Source organism: Ferrovibrio sp. (genome assembly GCF_046297595.1).
Lineage (GTDB): Bacteria > Pseudomonadota > Alphaproteobacteria > Ferrovibrionales > Ferrovibrionaceae > Ferrovibrio.
In genome coordinates this window covers 320,385-336,295 of record NZ_JBKBHT010000001.1, presented here as the reverse complement: position 1 = coordinate 336,295, position 15,911 = coordinate 320,385, and the positions used below count along the sequence as shown (strand labels likewise).

Genomic DNA, 15,911 nt, shown 5'->3' with positions numbered 1-15,911 from the left:
GGCGTGCAAAGATGATCGACTGGCAGAGCAAGGGGCATGAGATTGTGGCCGCGATCCGCGGTGGCCGGGCCACGGCTGGCGATGCAGTGGAGGTGGCAATCCGTCGCATCGAAGCGGTCAATCCTGCTCTCAACGCCTTCATCGATGTTACGTTTGACCGGGCCCGTGCCAGGGCGGCGCGGATAGATGCCATATGCAAGGCTGGCGACGATCCCGGCCCATTGGCGGGCGTGCCGTTTGCGGTGAAGAACCTGTTCGATGTGGCCGGCCTGCCGACCCTGGCGGGATCCAAGATCAACCGCGATCTCCCTCCGGCCCAGGCCGATGCAACGCTGGTACAGCGTCTGGAAGCGGCCGGCGCCATCCTGGTCGGCGCGCTCAACATGGGCGAATACGCCTATGACTTCACCGGCGAGAACGTGCATTACGGTCCGTCACGGAACCCGCATGATCCGACACGGATGTCGGGAGGATCGTCAGGCGGGTCAGGCACGGCCGTGGCCAGCGGCATGGTGCCGCTCAGCCTTGGATCGGATACCAACGGATCGATCCGCGTGCCATCCTCCCTGTGCGGGCTGTTCGGCCTCAAGCCTACATTTGGCCGGATCAGCCGCCATGGCAGTTTCCTGTTCGTGGCCGATATCGACCATCTCGGACCGATGGCCCGCTCGGTCACCGACCTCACGTTGGCCTATGACGCCATGCAGGGACCCGATGCCGCCGATTCCGCCTGCGCGCAAAAGCCGGTCGAGCCTGCGCTGCCGCAACTTGATGCGGGCATCGACGGACTGCGCATTGCCGTGGCCGACGATTATTTCATCAGCACCGGGGAACCGGAGGTCCATGATGCCGTCGCGGCTTTCGCCAGGGCGCTGGGCTGCACGTGCCGCGTGACAGTGCCGGAAGCAGCACGGGGGCGCGCGGCGGCCTATGTCATCACGGCGGCCGAAGGAGCCAATTTGCATCGCGAACGGCTGAAGGTGCGGGCGAACGATTTCGACCCGGCTACGCGCGACCGTTTCCTGGCCGGGCTGATGATGCCGTCCGACTGGCTGGTGCAGGCCCATCGTTTCCGTCGCTGGTACCACGCCCGCGTCATGGAGGTGTTCCGCGACGTGGATGTCATCCTGGCGCCGGCCACGCCCTGCACCGCGCCGAAACTGGGCCAAGTAATGATGGCCCTGAATGGGTTGGAGATGCCGGTGCGGGCCAATCTGGGCCTGTTCACCCAGCCGATCTCTGCCGTTGGCCTGCCGGTAGTGGCAGCACCCTGGGCTGAGCGGGAAGGCCAACTGCCGATTGGCGTGCAGATTATCGCCGCCCCATGGCGCGAGGACCTGGCCCTGCGTGTTGCACGCCGGTTGGAAGCCATTGGAATTGCCGCATCGAAAGCCGTGTGAGGATGCTATGGACGTGAATATCCCCGACGTGCTTGCCGAGGTGACAGCCGCTTTCATGCGGTATGAAGAGGCGCTGACCAGCAATGACGTGGCTGTTCTGGACGAGTTGTTCTGCAACAGTCCGCATACCGTCCGCTACGGCGTGACTGAGAACCTGTACGGCTATGATCAGATCAAGGCGTTTCGAGCAGGCCGCTCACCAGCCGGACTGGAGCGCGAAATCTTCAATACGGTGATCACCACCTATGGCCCGAATTTTGCCGTGGCCAACACGGAGTTCCGCCGTACCGGCAGCACGAAGACCGGCCGGCAGAGCCAGACATGGTTGCGCTTGCCCGAGGGCTGGCGCGTCGTCTCGGCACATGTGAGCCTGTTATAAAGCGCATCAAGCCGTCAGCCATAGAAGTGCTGACTGGTCTGGATGATGCTTGACAGTGCGTATTCATTGTTCAGATCGCGGTAGTATTGCGCGAGACGTGATCGGATGATTGCTGAGCGCGAGAACCATTCACCATAAATCTATGAGCAGAAAACGGTTTAGCCGTTTGATGATGGGAGGAATTGGGCTGCCGCCCAATAGTCTTGACTCTCCAAGAATGTCATATCAGTATAACAATCAGACTTATGGAGTGGATGGTGGTCAAGTCAGGCTATTACACGGTGATCGACGAGCGTTTGCCGACGCCGCTCTACCATCAGATATTCCTGATCCTGCGCAGCCAGATCCTCGATGGCCGCCTCGAGGCGGGCGCGCTGGTGTCGGGCGAGGAAGAACTGGCGCGGCAATTCAATGTCTCCCGCATAACGGCCCGTCGTGCGCTGGCGGAGTTGGCAGCCGAAGGCCTTGTCACCCGGGGCCGTGGCCGCGGCACGCATGTTACCGCGCGCAATGAACCGCCGCCGATTCGCGCCGGCGTGGAAGGCCTGCTGGAAAACCTGCTGGCGATGGGCCTGAAGACCCAGGTGAACCTGGTGGAATTCGGCTATGAACCGGCGCCGCCGGATGTAGCGGTTGCGTTGCGGATCAAGGCCGGCGAGGAGGTGCAGCGCGCCATACGCGTGCGCTCGCTTGATGTCGGTCCTTTCTCGTATCTGACGACCTATGTTCCTGCCGATATCGGTCGCAAATTCTCGCGCAAGGAATTGTCGCACCAACCGCTGCTCGCGCTTCTGGAACAGTCCGGCGTCACGATCGGCGGTGCCGAGCAGACGATTTCGGCTTCCCTCGCCGATGCCCTGGTGGCCCCGCTGCTAAAAACCGTGGTGGGGGCGCCGCTGCTGCGGATCGGCCGCGTGGTGCAGGATGCTGACGGCCGCCCGGTTGAATACATCGTCGGCCTGTACCGGCCAGACCGCTACCAGTTCCGTATGAGCCTCGACCGCGTGCGCGGCGAGGAGCAAAACACCTGGTCGGCCCGCGTGGCGCCGGCGGCAGGGGGAAAGAGGTCGCCACGTTCCATCCGCAGGGAGAAAAGAAAATGACGAATGGTAAGACTGGATTCCGCGTATCCCGCCGCCGCTTTCTGGCTGGCACCGCCGTCACCGCCGCAGCCGGCATCGGCGGATTTCCCGCCATCCTGAAGGCACAGCCCAAGACCATCAAGGTCGGCATCCTGCACCCGGTGACCGGTCCGCTGGCGCCGTCGGGCCAGCAATGCCGCCTGGGCGCCAAGTTGGCGATCGACACCATCAATGCCAATGGCGGCATCGCCTCGATGGGCGGCGCCAAGCTGGAGCCGATCTATGCCGATGCCCAGTCCAAGCCCGATGTCGGCGCAGCCGAGGTCGAAAAACTGAATGAGGCCGGCGTCACCGCCATCGTCGGCCCCTTCGCATCCGGCATTGCGCTGGCCACCACCCAGGCGGCCGCCAAGCACGGCATTCCCCATGTCGTCGATGTCGGCGTGGTCGATCAGGTGGTGACGCGCGGCCTGACCAATACCTTCCGCTTCGGCCCGGGCCTGGGCAAGATCGTCGATACCGCGATCGAGAACCTGGTTGCGCTGAACAACCAGGCCGGCAAGCCGGCTAAGACCGTGATGATCGTCCATGAGGAATCGGCCTTCGGCGCCGGCATGGCCAAGACGCTGAACGAAAAACTGCCGGCCATGGGCTTCGAGGTGCTGGAGACCATCCCGCATGCCAACCCGACGCGCGATTTCAACAACATCGCGCTGAAGATCAAGGGCCGCAATCCGGACCTGCTGATCCCGTCCAACTACTACAACGAATTCGCGCTGCTGGCGCGCACCCTGCGGCAACAGAAAATCCGCCCGAAGGCGATCTATGCCGTGCTGGGCGGTGCTGCGTCGCAGTATCGTTTTGTCCAGGAATTCCCCGATGCGGCCGAATATATCATGGACTGCAACCACTGGTTCGATCCGCGCAATCCGGTGGCGCTGGAACTGAAGAAAAAGGTTGAAGCCGAGAAGGCGTTCTTCTCCTACGAGGTGTTCCTCAACCACGAATGCGTGCGCCTGCTGGCCGATGCGCTGGAGCGGTCGCGTTCGGCCGATCGCGGCGCAGTGACCCAGGCGCTGGCCGCTTCCGGCTGGGGCAACCATTTCATGCCCTATGGCCCGACCAAGTTCGTGAACGGCCAGAATGTCGGCGCCGCCCCGGTCAATACCCAGGTGCTTGGCAAGGACATCAAGGTGATCTTCCCCAAGGAGTTCGCCAACGCCAAGCCGGTCTTCCCGGCGCCGAAGGCCTGATCCCCAGGCGGCGGGGCAGGGACGTGCCCCGCCGCCCTTTTTCCCGCGTGACGGTATGCTTGAATTTTCCATCCTTCTGCCGGCGATCCTGAACGGCCTGACCACCGGGGCGATCTATGCCCTGATCGCGCTGGGCCTCACGCTGATCTATGGCGTGCTGCATATCATCAACTTCGCCCATGGCAGCCTGCTGATGCTGGCGCTCTATGGCGTGTTCTTCCTGCACAGCCTGTTCGGCATCGATCCCTATCTGGCCTTGCCCGTGGCGGCAGTGGCCCTGTTCGGCATCGGCTATGGGCTGCAGCGTTTCGTGATCGGTCAGGCCAGCCACGGCAAGGACGAGAATATCCTGCTGGTCACCCTGGGCCTCTCGGTGGTGATCGAGAATCTGGCGCTCTATTTCTGGCGTTCAGACACACGCACCATCGAAACACCGTATTCCTTTGAGGTGTTTGATTTCGGCGTAGCCTTCATTCCGGTGCCGAAAGTAATCGCCTTCATCGGGGCGCTGGTGGTGGCAGCCTTGCTGTGGCTTCTGATGGCCCGCACCGACCTGGGCCGCGCCATCCGGGCGCTGGCCAAGGAACGGCAGGGCGCCAAGCTGGTCGGCATCAATGTCGAGCATATCTTTGCCATGTCATTTGGCATCGGTTGTGCCTGCCTTGGTGTTGCCGCCTGCCTGCTGCTGCCCAGCTTCTATGTCAGTCCGCAGGTCGGCCATGCCTTCGTTCTGGTCGCCTTCACCGTGGTCGTGCTGGGCGGCATGGGCAGCTTTGTCGGCGCGCTGCTGGGCGGCCTGATCATCGGCGTGACCGAAAGCCTGGGCGGCCTGTTCCTGGGCGAAAGCCTGGGGCAGCTCGGCATCTTCCTGATCTTCATTATCGTCCTGTTGTTCCGGCCGACCGGATTGCTGGGGCAGAAGGCCTGAACGACATGCGCAACCTGACGGCTATTCTGGTCTTTCTCGCAGCGCTGCTGCCGCTGCCATTCGTGATCCAGTCGGATTTCTGGCTCACCTGGCTGACGCTGGCCCTGTTCTATGCCTATCTCGGCCAGGCCTGGAACCTGCTGGGCGGCTATGGCGGGCAGTTTTCCTTCGGCCATGCGCTGTTCTTTGGCACGGGCGCCTATTGCACGGCGATCATGCAGATCCAGTTCGGCATCAACGCCTGGGCCGGTTTCGTGCTGGCGGCCATCGCGGCCGGCATCGTCGGTGCCGGCACCGGCTGGCTGGTCTTCCGTTACGGCCTGCGCGGATCGTATTTCGCACTGGTGACGCTGGCCTTCGCGGAAGTTTTCCGCATCCTGGCCAACACCTTTGCCTTCACCGGCGCCGGCGTGGGTCTCCTGGTGCCGCTGCAGCCGGGCATTGCCCAGATGCAGTTCGAATCCAAGGCCGGTTTCTTCTGGCTGCTGCTGCTGCTCGTTGTCGCCGGGTTGCTGTTTACCTGGTGGCTGCAGAATGCCCGCTTTGGCGCCCGCCTGATGGCGGTACGCGAAAACGAGGATGCTGCACGCGCGCTGGGTGTTGACCCGTTCAATACCAAGCTGCTGGCGATTACGGCATCGGGGGCCATCGCTGGTTCGGCCGGCGCGGTCTATGTGCAGCTTTTTCTCTATATCGACCCAAACATCGCCTACGGCCCGGCCATGTCGGTAGAGGCCCTGCTGGTCCCGATCATCGGTGGGCTGGGCACTATCTTCGGCCCGGTTCTTGGCGCCTTCGCCCTGCACGCCATCGCCGAAATCGGCCGGCTGGTCTTCGGCGAGGCACCAGGGCTCAATCTTGTGCTTTACGGTCTGCTGCTGGTGGTGATGGTCCTGTTTCTGCCCAACGGCCTGTTCGGCCTGGGCAAGGCGAGTTTCGGCATCGGTTCCCTGCGCCGCCTGTTCAAGCGGGGCGCCCATGCTTGAGATCAGAAATCTCGCCAAGCGCTTCGGCGGCCTGGTCGCCACGAACGATGTCAGCTTCACGGTGCAGGCCGGCAGCATCTCGGCCCTGATTGGGCCGAACGGTGCCGGCAAGACCACCATCTTTGCGCAGATTTCCGGCTTCCATAAACCCGATGCCGGCGACATCCGCTTCGAAGATCGTTCGTTGATTGGCCTGACGCCGGAAAAGATTTGCCTGCTGGGCGTGACGCGCACCTTCCAGATCGTGCAGCCCTTTGCCGGTCTGAATGTGCGCGAGAATATCGCTGTCGGTGCCCATCTGCATCGTGCGGGCCGTCGTGCGGCACTGGAGCATGCCGAAGCGATTGCCCATCGCGTCGGCCTGGGGCCGCAGCTCGACAAGCCCGCCGCCGCGCTCACCGTTGCCGGGCGCAAGCGGCTGGAACTGGCCAAGGCGCTGGCGACCGACCCCAAACTAATCCTGCTGGACGAGGTGATGGCGGGCCTCAATCCGGCCGAAATCGACGAGATCATTCCGGTGATCCGCGGCATTCGTCAGTCGGGCGTCACCATCCTTCTGATCGAGCATGTCATGCGCGCCGTGATGAATCTGTCGGATCATGCCTGGGTGCTGAACAATGGCAGCCTGATCGCCAGTGGCACGCCGGCGCAGATCGCGGCCGATCCCCAGGTGATCGAAGCCTATCTCGGCCATGGTGCGGCGGCGCGCATGCAGGCTCAGCCGGCGGAGGCGCATCATGCTTGAGGTGCGAGGTCTGCAGGCCGGCTATGGCGAAGTCGCGGTGTTGCGCGGCATCGATCTCGATCTGGCAAAGGGCGAAATCGTTGCGCTGCTGGGTGCCAACGGCGTCGGGAAATCGACACTGAACAACAACCTGTCCGGCCTGTATCGGCCGATGGCGGGCGAGATCCGCTTCATGGGCACGAACATCACCGGCGCCAGCGCGGACAGTATCGTCAGCGCTGGCCTGATCCAGGTGCCGGAGGGGCGGCGCGTCTTTCCCAATCTGAGCGTTCAGGAAAACCTGGAATTGGGCAGTTATCGCCGTGGCCGCGCCAACCGCGCCGCCAATCTGGAGCGCGTCTATGGCGTGTTTCCCCGCCTGAAGGAGCGCATGGGCCAGTTGGCCGGCACATTGTCGGGCGGCGAGCAGCAGATGCTGGCCATCGGTCGCGGCCTGATGGCCGAGCCGGAACTGCTGATCCTCGATGAACCTTCTCTCGGCCTGTCGCCGCTACTGGTGGAGGAGATGTTCGGCCTGATCCAGCAACTCAACCGCGATGGCCTGTCCATCCTGCTGGTGGAGCAGAATGTGGTTCAGTCTCTGGCCATCGCGCATCGCGCCTTTGTGTTGGAGCATGGTCTGATCGCGCTGTCCGGTCCGGCCGTGGTGCTGATGAACGATCCGGGGCTGAAGGCCTCGTATCTGGGGATGTGACATGACCGGCACGCATCCCATGACTCTCGCCGAGAAACTGGTCGCCCGTGCGGCAGGCCTGCAAAGCGTGCGGCCGGGCGAGGTGGTCACCGCTAGGGTCGACCTCGCCATGATGCATGATTCCGGTGGACCGCGCCGCGTGGCGCCAATGCTGGAGCGTTTGCAGGCGAAGCTCTGGGACCCTGATCGTGTGGTGGTGATTTCCGACCATTACGTGCCGGCGGTAGATGCCGAGAGCGCCGGCATTCTCGATCTCACCCGCAAATGGGTGAAGGCCGCCGGCGTGACCAAGTTCCACGACATGCAGGGCATCTGCCATGTGGTGCTGCCCGAGCGCGGCCATCTGCGGCCGGGCATGTTCGTGGTCGGCGGCGACAGCCATTCGCCCACCGGCGGTGCCTTCGGGGCCTATATGTTCGGCGTCGGCGCCACCGAGATGTGCGGCGTTCTGGTCACCGGTGAAATCTGGCTGCGTGTGCCGGAAACCATCCTGCTGCACTGGTCCGGCAAACTCGGCCCTGGCGTCGTGGCCAAGGACATGATCCTGGCCATGTGCGCGAGGCTGGGCATGGATGGCGGCCGCTATCAGGCCATTCAGTATGCCGGCGACACCATCGCCACGCTGGCCATGCAGGAGCGCATGACGCTGTCCAACATGGCGGCGGAACTGGGCGCCCAGGCCGGCATGATTGCGCCCGATGCCGTGACGAAGGACTACCTGATGGGCGTCGGCGTGCCCGCGTCCGACATCGATCTTGCCACTTGGCAGACGGACAAGGATGCCTTGGCGACCGAACGCCATGATTTCGACGCCGCCGGCCTGTCGCCCATGGTGGCGGCGCCACACAGCCCGGCCAACAGCGCGGCCGTCACCGAACACGGAAATGTGCCCGTCGACCAGGCCTATATCGGGGCCTGCACGGGGGCCAAGATCAATGACCTGCGCATGGCGGCCAGCGTGCTGAAGGGACGGAAGGTGGCTGGCGGCACGCGGCTGCTGATTGCGCCGGCCTCGGCGCGCACCACGGCGGAGGCCGCCGCCGATGGCACGTTGGCGACGCTGACCGAAGCCGGCGCCATCCTGCTGTCGTCTGGCTGCGGTGCCTGTGCCGGCTATGGCGCCGGCGTGCTGGCCGAGAACGAGACCTGCATCGCCTCCACGGCCCGCAACTTCAAGGGCCGCATGGGAGCCGGTTCGTCGAAGGTCTATCTCGGTTCGCCCTATACCGTCGCGGCTTCGGCCGTGGCCGGACGCATCGCCGATCCGCGGGAATTCCTGTCATGACGGCGACAAGTAACACCGGCCGGGTCTGGAAATTCGGCGACAATATCGACACCGACGTGCTGGCGCCCGGCCTGTATATGAAAAGCCCGCTGGCCGAACTGGCGAAACATTGCCTGGAAGCGGTGGAACCGCGCTTCGCCAGGGAGGTGAAGCCCGGCGATATCGTGGTGGGCGGGCGCAATTTCGGCATGGGTTCATCGCGCGAGCAGGCGGTGATGGCGCTTCGCGAACTGGGTGTCGGCGCCGTGGTGGCCCCCAGCTTTGCTGGGATCTTCTATCGCAACGCCCTCAATCTGGGCCTGCTGGCGCTGGTCTGCCCGGAAGCCGGCAAGATTCGCGCCGACTCTGTTCTGGCAGTGGATGCTCATCGTGCCGAGCTGCGCGATATCGAAACCGGCAAGACTTATGCCTGCGAACCGCTGCCGGCGCATCTGCTGCAGATGATCGCCGATGGCGGTCTGCTGCCCCATCTGGAAAAGAAACTGAAAATTCAACGGTCAAAGGAGGCGCAGGCATGAGTAAGCTGCGCGAACGTTTGCGGAGCGGCGAGATCGTCGTCGCGCCGGGTGTCTATGATGGCCTGAGCGCGCTGGTCGCCACCCAGGCAGGTTTTGAGGCGCTGTACCTATCCGGCGCCAGCATTGCCTATACCCGGTTCGGTCGCTCGGATATCGGTCTGGTTTCGATGACGGAGGTAGCCGACACGCTGGGCGCCATCCGCGAGCGGGTAGAGACCGACATCATCGTCGATGCTGATACCGGATTTGGCAATGCGCTGAACGTGCAGCGCACCGTGCGGCTGTTCGAGCGCAACGGCGCATCCGGCATCCAGCTTGAGGATCAGGCCAGTCCGAAGCGCTGCGGTCATCTGGATGGCAAGACGCTGGTGTCTCCGGCCGAGATGGTCGGCAAGATCAAGGCCGCCCTGGATGCCCGGACATCCGACCAGACGTTGATCGTTGCCCGTACCGATGCCATCGCCGTGGAAGGCTTCGATGCTGCGATGGAGCGCGCCGCGCGCTACATGGAAGCCGGCTGCGACATGTTGTTCGTCGAAGCACCGCAGAGCGTGGACGAGATGCGCACCATCACCAGCCGTTTCGGCAACCGCGTGCCGCTGCTGGCTAATATGGTGGAAGGCGGCAAGACGCCGCTGCTCTCGGCCACCGACCTGGCCGAGATCGGTTATCGTCTGGTGATCTTCCCAGGTGGCCTGACCCGTGCTTTGGCCCATTGCATGACAGCCTATTTCGCATCGCTGAAGCAGAACGGCACCACGGCGCCGTTCCGCGACCAGATGCTGGATTTCGCCGCTCTCAATGCCCTGATCGGTACGCCAGAATTGCTGGCCCAGGGCCGCCAGTATGATCCTTCCCGTTACGAGGACCGGCCATGATCGATCCCATCACCCTTGCCGTGCTGAAAGGCCGGCTGGAACAGGTCGCCGACGAAATGGACGCCACCCTGTTCCGCTCGGCATTCAATCCGATCATTGCCGAGGCGCATGACGCCAGTCATGGCTTGTATCACGCGACCACCGGCGAAACGCTGGTGCAGGGCAAGTCCGGCCTGCCGATCTTCGTCGGTGCCATGGCCTTCGCCGTGAAGGCCGTGATCGACAAGGCGGCCAAGGACGGCAACCTGCAGGACGGCGACGTCTATATCTTCAACGATCCCTACGACGGCGGCACGCACCTGAGCGATTTCAAGCTGGTGCGGCCGTTTTTCCGCGACGGCAGGGTCTTCTGCTACCTGGCCTCCGTCGGTCACTGGCATGATGTCGGCGGCAACGTGCCGGGCAACTACAACCCGGTCGCCACCGAAGCCTTCCAGGAAGGCATGGTGATTCCGCCGGTGAAGCTTTATGCCGCCGGCCAGTTGCGGCAGGATGTGGTGGATATCCTGCGCGCCAATACCCGCCTGCCGGACAGCCTCTATGGCGATATGAATGGCCAGGTGAATGCACTCGATCTCGGTGCCAAACGCCTGCATGCCCTGCTGGACGAATACGGCGATGGCACGGTGGCAGAGGCGCTGGCCGAACTGAAAAAGCGCGCAGCGATCCAGTTCCGCAGCCTGCTGCGCGAACTGCCCGATGGTCGCTATGCCGCCGAGGATTTCCTCGACAATGACGGTATCCGCGACGAGGCCCTGCGTATCGGCCTGGAAGTGGTGATCGAGGGCGAGACCCTGACGCTGGATTTCTCGCGCACTTCGCCGGCCTGCGCCGGACCGCTGAATATCGCGCGCTCCACCGCCATCGCCGCCTGTTACGTGGCAATCAAGCACATCTTCCCCGATGTTCCGGCCAACTCGGGCGTGCTGGAGCCGGTGAAGTTCGTCATTCCCGAAACCAGCCTGATCAGTGTGAAAGCGCCCAAGCCGGTGGGTGGCTATACCGAAACGATCCTGCGTGTGATCGACGTGATCTTCCAGGCCTTCGCCCAGATTGCACCCGAACGCGTGAATGGCTGCGCCTATGGCACCATCAATGCGCTGTCGCTGGCAGGCCATCGCAGGGATGGTCGCCGCTGGGTGATGTTCAGTTTCTTTGGCGGCGGCCATGGCGGCCACCCGCAGGGCGATGGCCTGAATCACGGCAATGCGCCGATCTCGATGGCGACGATTCCGCCGCTGGAAATCCTTGAGGCGGCCTATCCGGTGATGTTCACCGAATGGAGCCTGCGGGCCGACAGCGGCGGCGCCGGCCGCAATCGCGGCGGCCTTGGTGCGGTCTACGAGATCGAATTGCTGGAAGAGGAGGCCGATCTGTTCCTGTTCGGCGAGCGCGGCAAATACGCCCCCGCCGGTGTTCTGGGTGGCCATGCCGCGCAGCACAACCGCTTCTTCTATCCCAAGGACGGCAAGGCTGCAGAGCCGGCCATGGTGTCGAAGTTGCACGATGCCAAGCTGAAGAAAGGCGAACGCATCCGGCTTGAGACGCCGGGCGGCGGTGGCTACGGCCCACCATCCGAGCGCAAGCCCGAGCGCATCGCAGAGGATTTGCGGCTTGGTTATGTCACCGAAGAGGGCGTTGCCCGCGATTATGGCCGCAATGCCAAGGAGGCCGCGGAATGACCGACCAGACCACCATCCCGCGTTTTGCCGTTGGCGTCGATGTCGGTGGCACCTTCACCGACGTCTTTTTTCTCGACGAGGCCAGGGGCCGCATCGATATCGCCAAGGTACCGTCCACCCGCGGCGACCAGGCCACCGGATTCATCGAAGGCCTGCGATCCAAAGCCGAGCCGAAGCAGATCGCCACGGTCGTGCATGGCACCACGGTGGGCACCAATGCGCTGCTGGAGCGCAAGGGTGCGCGCACGGGCATCATCACCACGCGTGGTTTCCGCGATGTGCTGGAGATGCGCCGGCGCGACCGGCCCAGCACCTGGGGCCTGTGGGGCCAGTTCATGCCGGTGGTACCGCGCGACCTGCGCCTGGAAGTGGGTGAACGCGTGCTGGCCGATGGCAGCATCCGGCAGACGGTCGATCCGGCCGAGGTGAAGCGCGTGGCGCAGGAGCTGCTGGCCCGTGGCGCCGAGGCGGTCGCCATCGTGTTCGTGAATGCCTACGCCAATCCGGAAAACGAGCGGGTCGCATTGGCTGCGCTCAAAGACGTCTGGCCGAATGCCTATGTCACGGCATCTTCCGACATCCTGCCCGAAATCCGTGAATTCGAACGCACGTCCACGGCTGCGCTGAATGCCTATCTGCAGCCGCCGGTGGGCAGTTATCTGCGCAAGCTGGAAGACCGCCTGCAGGGCGACGGCTTCGGCGGCCAGCTGCTGATCGTGCAGTCCAATGGTGGCGTGATGAGCGTGGACAGCGCCGCCAGCCGCCCCGTGCGCACGGCGCTCTCTGGTCCAGCCGCCGGTGTGATCGCTTGCCAGCACATCGCCATGGCGGCAGGTTTCCCCAATGTGGTGACCTGCGACATGGGCGGCACCAGCTTCGACGTCTCGCTGATTGCTGGTGGCGAGCCGGCCATGAGTGCGCAGACCGCCATCGACTTCGGCATGGTGGTGCGCGCGCCGATGATCGAGATCACCACCATCGGCGCGGGCGGCGGGTCGATCGCCTGGATCGACCGTGGCGGCATCCTGCAGATCGGCCCTGAAAGCGCCGGTTCCGATCCGGGCCCAGTGGCCTATGGCCTGGGCAACGACCGGCCGACCGTCACCGATGCGAATGTCGTCATGGGCCGCATCGATGCCGAGCGGCCGATTGGCGGCAAGCTCAAGCGGCTGGATGTCGAGGCGGCCAGGGAAGCCATCCGCAAGCACATTGCCGAGCCGCTGGGGCTCGACGTGATGGCGGCGGCCGAAGCCATCATCAAGGTGGCGAATTCGCGCATGGCCGGTGCCATCCGACTGGTTTCCATCGAACGCGGTCATAACCCGCGCGACTTCGCTGCCATGCCGTTTGGTGGCGGTGGTTCGCTGCATGTCGGCGCGCTGATCAAGGAAGTCGGTCTGGCCTCGGCACTGGTGCCGCGCTTCCCCGGCGTGACTTCGGCCTTGGGCTGCGTGATCGCCGATATGCGGCACGATTTTGTGCGCACGGTGAATAAGACCCTGGACGACACAGATACCGCCATCCTCGATGCGGCCATCAATGAGGCGGCAGCGGAAGGCACGCGGTTGCTCGATCAGGCCGGCATTGCCTTCGAGGGGCGGAGCATCACGGTCGAACTCGATATGTCGTATCTGGGCCAGACCCATACCGTAGCGGTTCCGTTGTCGGGTGATTTCGCCACCCCGGCGAAGCTGACCCGCGATGGCATCAAGGCTGCCTTTGAGGCTGCTTATGCGGCGGCATTCGGTCGTGTGCTGGAAAAGATCGGCATCCGCGTACTCAACCTGCGTGTTGCTGCCATCGGCCGGCGCAAGAAATTCGACCTCGGCCTGCTGGCCCCGCCGAAAGAAGGCTCGGTCGAAGCCGCCAAACGCACCACGCGTCAGGTCTGGCTCGATGGCGCCTGGCACGAGGCCGGCATCTATCGCCGGCTGGAACTGCCGCTTGGTGCTGTAATCCCCGGTCCGGCTATCCTGGAGCAGCCCGATACCACGATCCTGATCGAGCCCGATCTGGTGGGCGAGGTGGACAATTTCGGCAACCTGGTCGTGAAGCGGAAGGCTGCATGAGCAACGGGCTGGATCTGAAGCACACCGCTTTACTGATCGTCGATCTGCAGAACGATTTTCTGCATGCCGATGGCGCCTATGCCCGTGGCGGAGCCAACCTGCCCGGTGTGGCGGCGCTGATCGCCAGCATGAAATCAGTGGCCGATGCGATGCGGGCAGCCGGCGGCTGGATCGTCTCGACCCAGTTTACCCTGGTGCCGGGCCGGGGCGGCGAGCCGCTGATCAGTCCGCATCTGAAGCAGCTTCGCCCCTTCTTGCGGAAAGGGGATTTTCAGCCTGGTGCCTGGGGGCACAACCTGATCGACGAACTGGCGCCGGCCGACTTCATGATCGAGAAGGTGGCCTATTCCGCTTTCTACATGACGCGGCTTGAATTCGTGTTGCGCAAGGTCGGGATCGACACATTGCTGGTCGGCGGCATCGTCACCAACGGCGGTGTCGCCAGTACCCTGCGCGATGCCCATGTGCGCGATTTCCATGCCATGCTGCTGACCGATGGCTGTGCGGCCTTCTCGAAGGAGGCGCATGAGGCCAGCATTGCCTCCTTGGGCACCATTGCGCCGAGGCTGACCTGCGCCGAGGCAACGGCGCTGATCAAAGCGGCATGAGCAGGGTTCTGCCGGCCGCGGGTATCGATTTTCCGCTGGAGACCCCGGTTCTGGTGATCGGCGGCGGCGCCTGCGGCCTGACGGCGGCGCTGGCGGCGCGCGATGCCGGCGCCGAGGTGCTGGTGCTGGAGCGCGATCCGTCGCCCAGCGGTTCCACCGCCATGTCGTCGGGCATGATCCCGGCCGCAGGCACGGCGTTGCAGAAGGCGCGCGGTATCGAAGATTCTCCGGCCATCATGGCGGCCGACATCCAGGCCAAGGCCCATGGGGAAAATGACCCGGCGATGGTGGAAGCGATCTGCGCCGCATCAGGCCCCACGATTGACTGGCTGGTTCAAACCCATCATGTGCCGCTGACCCTGGTGGAAGGCTTCCTCTATCCTGGCCACAGCCGGGCGCGCATGCATGCGCCGATCTCGCGGAGTGGCGCCGATCTGGTTGCCGGCCTGCTGGCGGCGGCTAATGCAGCCGGCATCGATATCGTCTGCGATACCATGGTCACGACGCTGTTTGCCGATGCCGATGGTCGCGTGCGGGGCGTGGAACTGCAGCGGCCGGATGGGTCGGCCGAACGCATAGGCTGCAAAACCCTGATCCTGGCCTGTTCCGGATTCGGCGGCAATGCCGACCTGGTGGCGCGCCATATCCCGGAACTGAAGGGAGCCCAGTATTACGGCCATACCGGCAATCGCGGCGACGCGCTGCTGTGGGGCGAACAGTTGGGTGCCGCCGTGAATCATCTCGGTGCCTATCAGGGTCATGGCTCGCTGGCGATGCCGCATGCCATCCTGATCACCTGGGCGCTGATGATGGAAGGCGGTTTCCAGGTCAACGCCAATGGTGAACGCTTCTCCTGCGAACATGACGGCTATTCCGAGCAGGCCATGCGTGTGATCGCCCAGCCCGGCGGCGTCGCCTGGAACATCTTCGATGAGCGCCTGCATAAACTGGGCCTCGATTTCGAGGATTACCGCGACGCGCTGAAGGGCGGCGCGGTGAAATCGGCCGACAGCATCGAAGCGCTGGCGGAGCTTTGCAGCCTGCCGACGGACAGACTGGCCGCCACGCTGGCCGAGACGCAGGCACTGGCTTCAGGACAACGGCAGGATCGCTTCGGCCGCGACTTCACGTCCAGGCCCGCGCTGGTCGCGCCGTTTTATGCTGTGAAGGTGACCGGGGCGCTGTTCCATACCCAGGGCGGCCTGGACATCGACATCGACGCCCGCGTGCTGCGCGCGGATGGCCGGCCTTTGCCCAATCTGCTGGCTGGCGGCGGTGCCGCCTGTGGCATTTCCGGGCGTGGCCGTGATGGTTATCTGTCGGGGAATGGTCTGCTGGCAGCGACGGTGCTTGGTGCCAGGGCCGGCCGGACCGCAGCCGCGCTCGTCAAACAGGGAGCCTGAC

At 64.0% G+C, this 15,911-nt stretch carries 15 protein-coding genes; all 15 read left to right on the top strand.

All coding sequences use genetic code 11. The annotated features are described in order from the left end of the window. Positions 1-11 precede the first annotated feature (11 nt). The gene (locus ACK4FJ_RS01765) at positions 12-1,400 is read left to right on the top strand and encodes an AtzE family amidohydrolase (protein WP_409763110.1); all 1,389 of its coding nucleotides are present in this window, start codon (positions 12-14) and stop codon (positions 1,398-1,400) included. Between the two features lie 7 nt (positions 1,401-1,407). Continuing rightward, positions 1,408-1,779 carry an oxalurate catabolism protein HpxZ gene (hpxZ, locus tag ACK4FJ_RS01760; protein ID WP_409763107.1) on the top strand — a complete coding sequence of 124 codons (372 nt, stop codon included), beginning with the start codon at positions 1,408-1,410 and terminating at the stop codon, positions 1,777-1,779. 254 nt (positions 1,780-2,033) lie between these two features. Continuing rightward, a complete protein-coding gene (locus ACK4FJ_RS01755) occupies positions 2,034-2,882 on the top strand; it encodes a GntR family transcriptional regulator (protein WP_409763104.1) in 849 nt (282 codons plus the stop codon). After that, entirely contained in the window at positions 2,879-4,114 is a 1,236-nt protein-coding gene (locus ACK4FJ_RS01750; RefSeq protein ID WP_409763101.1) for an ABC transporter substrate-binding protein, read from the top strand. Before ACK4FJ_RS01755 ends, ACK4FJ_RS01750 begins: the two co-directional genes overlap by 4 nt. A 55-nt stretch (positions 4,115-4,169) precedes the next feature. Continuing rightward, complete coding sequence (locus ACK4FJ_RS01745; RefSeq protein ID WP_409763098.1) at positions 4,170-5,042, top strand: branched-chain amino acid ABC transporter permease; 873 nt, start codon at positions 4,170-4,172, stop codon at positions 5,040-5,042. Positions 5,043-5,047: 5 nt separating this feature from the next. Further along, a complete protein-coding gene (locus tag ACK4FJ_RS01740) occupies positions 5,048-6,028 on the top strand; it encodes a branched-chain amino acid ABC transporter permease (RefSeq protein ID WP_409763095.1) in 981 nt (326 codons plus the stop codon). Further along, on the top strand, positions 6,021-6,773 hold the full coding sequence (locus tag ACK4FJ_RS01735) for an ABC transporter ATP-binding protein (RefSeq protein WP_409763092.1): 753 nt from the start codon (positions 6,021-6,023) through the stop codon (positions 6,771-6,773). The genes ACK4FJ_RS01740 and ACK4FJ_RS01735 overlap by 8 nt, the downstream gene beginning before the upstream one ends. Next, positions 6,766-7,467 carry an ABC transporter ATP-binding protein gene (locus tag ACK4FJ_RS01730; RefSeq protein WP_409763089.1) on the top strand — a complete coding sequence of 234 codons (702 nt, stop codon included), beginning with the start codon at positions 6,766-6,768 and terminating at the stop codon, positions 7,465-7,467. The genes ACK4FJ_RS01735 and ACK4FJ_RS01730 overlap by 8 nt, the downstream gene beginning before the upstream one ends. A 1-nt stretch (position 7,468) precedes the next feature. Beyond that, entirely contained in the window at positions 7,469-8,752 is a 1,284-nt protein-coding gene (locus ACK4FJ_RS01725; protein WP_409763086.1) for a 3-isopropylmalate dehydratase large subunit, read from the top strand. Continuing rightward, a complete protein-coding gene (locus ACK4FJ_RS01720; RefSeq protein ID WP_409763083.1) occupies positions 8,749-9,270 on the top strand; it encodes a 3-isopropylmalate dehydratase in 522 nt (173 codons plus the stop codon). Before ACK4FJ_RS01725 ends, ACK4FJ_RS01720 begins: the two co-directional genes overlap by 4 nt. Beyond that, complete coding sequence (locus tag ACK4FJ_RS01715) at positions 9,267-10,148, top strand: oxaloacetate decarboxylase (RefSeq protein WP_409763081.1); 882 nt, start codon at positions 9,267-9,269, stop codon at positions 10,146-10,148. The genes ACK4FJ_RS01720 and ACK4FJ_RS01715 overlap by 4 nt, the downstream gene beginning before the upstream one ends. Next, positions 10,145-11,830: a hydantoinase B/oxoprolinase family protein gene (locus ACK4FJ_RS01710; protein WP_409763078.1), complete on the top strand. Its 1,686-nt coding sequence runs from the start codon at positions 10,145-10,147 to the stop codon at positions 11,828-11,830. The genes ACK4FJ_RS01715 and ACK4FJ_RS01710 overlap by 4 nt, the downstream gene beginning before the upstream one ends. Next, positions 11,827-13,899 (top strand): hydantoinase/oxoprolinase family protein, encoded by a 2,073-nt coding sequence (locus ACK4FJ_RS01705; protein WP_409763075.1) that lies wholly within the window; start codon positions 11,827-11,829, stop codon positions 13,897-13,899. The genes ACK4FJ_RS01710 and ACK4FJ_RS01705 overlap by 4 nt, the downstream gene beginning before the upstream one ends. Further along, positions 13,896-14,507 carry a cysteine hydrolase family protein gene (locus ACK4FJ_RS01700; RefSeq protein ID WP_409763072.1) on the top strand — a complete coding sequence of 204 codons (612 nt, stop codon included), beginning with the start codon at positions 13,896-13,898 and terminating at the stop codon, positions 14,505-14,507. The genes ACK4FJ_RS01705 and ACK4FJ_RS01700 overlap by 4 nt, the downstream gene beginning before the upstream one ends. After that, positions 14,504-15,910, top strand: a complete 1,407-nt coding sequence (locus ACK4FJ_RS01695; protein WP_409763069.1) for an FAD-dependent oxidoreductase — start codon at positions 14,504-14,506, stop codon at positions 15,908-15,910. The genes ACK4FJ_RS01700 and ACK4FJ_RS01695 overlap by 4 nt, the downstream gene beginning before the upstream one ends. Position 15,911 lies beyond the last annotated feature (1 nt).

Excerpts from the sequence above, each read along its gene's own strand:
- ACK4FJ_RS01750 (WP_409763101.1), top strand. The coding sequence starts at position 2,879 with ATGACGAATGGTAAGACTGGATTCCGCGTATCCCGCCGCCGCTTTCTG.
- ACK4FJ_RS01745 (WP_409763098.1), top strand. The coding sequence starts at position 4,170 with ATGCTTGAATTTTCCATCCTTCTGCCGGCGATCCTGAACGGCCTGACC.
- ACK4FJ_RS01735 (WP_409763092.1), top strand. The coding sequence starts at position 6,021 with ATGCTTGAGATCAGAAATCTCGCCAAGCGCTTCGGCGGCCTGGTCGCC.
- ACK4FJ_RS01710 (WP_409763078.1), top strand. The coding sequence starts at position 10,145 with ATGATCGATCCCATCACCCTTGCCGTGCTGAAAGGCCGGCTGGAACAG.
- ACK4FJ_RS01705 (WP_409763075.1), top strand. The coding sequence starts at position 11,827 with ATGACCGACCAGACCACCATCCCGCGTTTTGCCGTTGGCGTCGATGTC.
- ACK4FJ_RS01715 (WP_409763081.1), top strand. The coding sequence starts at position 9,267 with ATGAGTAAGCTGCGCGAACGTTTGCGGAGCGGCGAGATCGTCGTCGCG.
- ACK4FJ_RS01730 (WP_409763089.1), top strand. The coding sequence starts at position 6,766 with ATGCTTGAGGTGCGAGGTCTGCAGGCCGGCTATGGCGAAGTCGCGGTG.
- ACK4FJ_RS01755 (WP_409763104.1), top strand. The coding sequence starts at position 2,034 with ATGGTGGTCAAGTCAGGCTATTACACGGTGATCGACGAGCGTTTGCCG.
- ACK4FJ_RS01765 (WP_409763110.1), top strand. The coding sequence starts at position 12 with ATGATCGACTGGCAGAGCAAGGGGCATGAGATTGTGGCCGCGATCCGC.
- ACK4FJ_RS01740 (WP_409763095.1), top strand. The coding sequence starts at position 5,048 with ATGCGCAACCTGACGGCTATTCTGGTCTTTCTCGCAGCGCTGCTGCCG.
- ACK4FJ_RS01725 (WP_409763086.1), top strand. The coding sequence starts at position 7,469 with ATGACCGGCACGCATCCCATGACTCTCGCCGAGAAACTGGTCGCCCGT.
- ACK4FJ_RS01700 (WP_409763072.1), top strand. The coding sequence starts at position 13,896 with ATGAGCAACGGGCTGGATCTGAAGCACACCGCTTTACTGATCGTCGAT.
- hpxZ (WP_409763107.1), top strand. The coding sequence starts at position 1,408 with ATGGACGTGAATATCCCCGACGTGCTTGCCGAGGTGACAGCCGCTTTC.
- ACK4FJ_RS01695 (WP_409763069.1), top strand. The coding sequence starts at position 14,504 with ATGAGCAGGGTTCTGCCGGCCGCGGGTATCGATTTTCCGCTGGAGACC.
- ACK4FJ_RS01720 (WP_409763083.1), top strand. The coding sequence starts at position 8,749 with ATGACGGCGACAAGTAACACCGGCCGGGTCTGGAAATTCGGCGACAAT.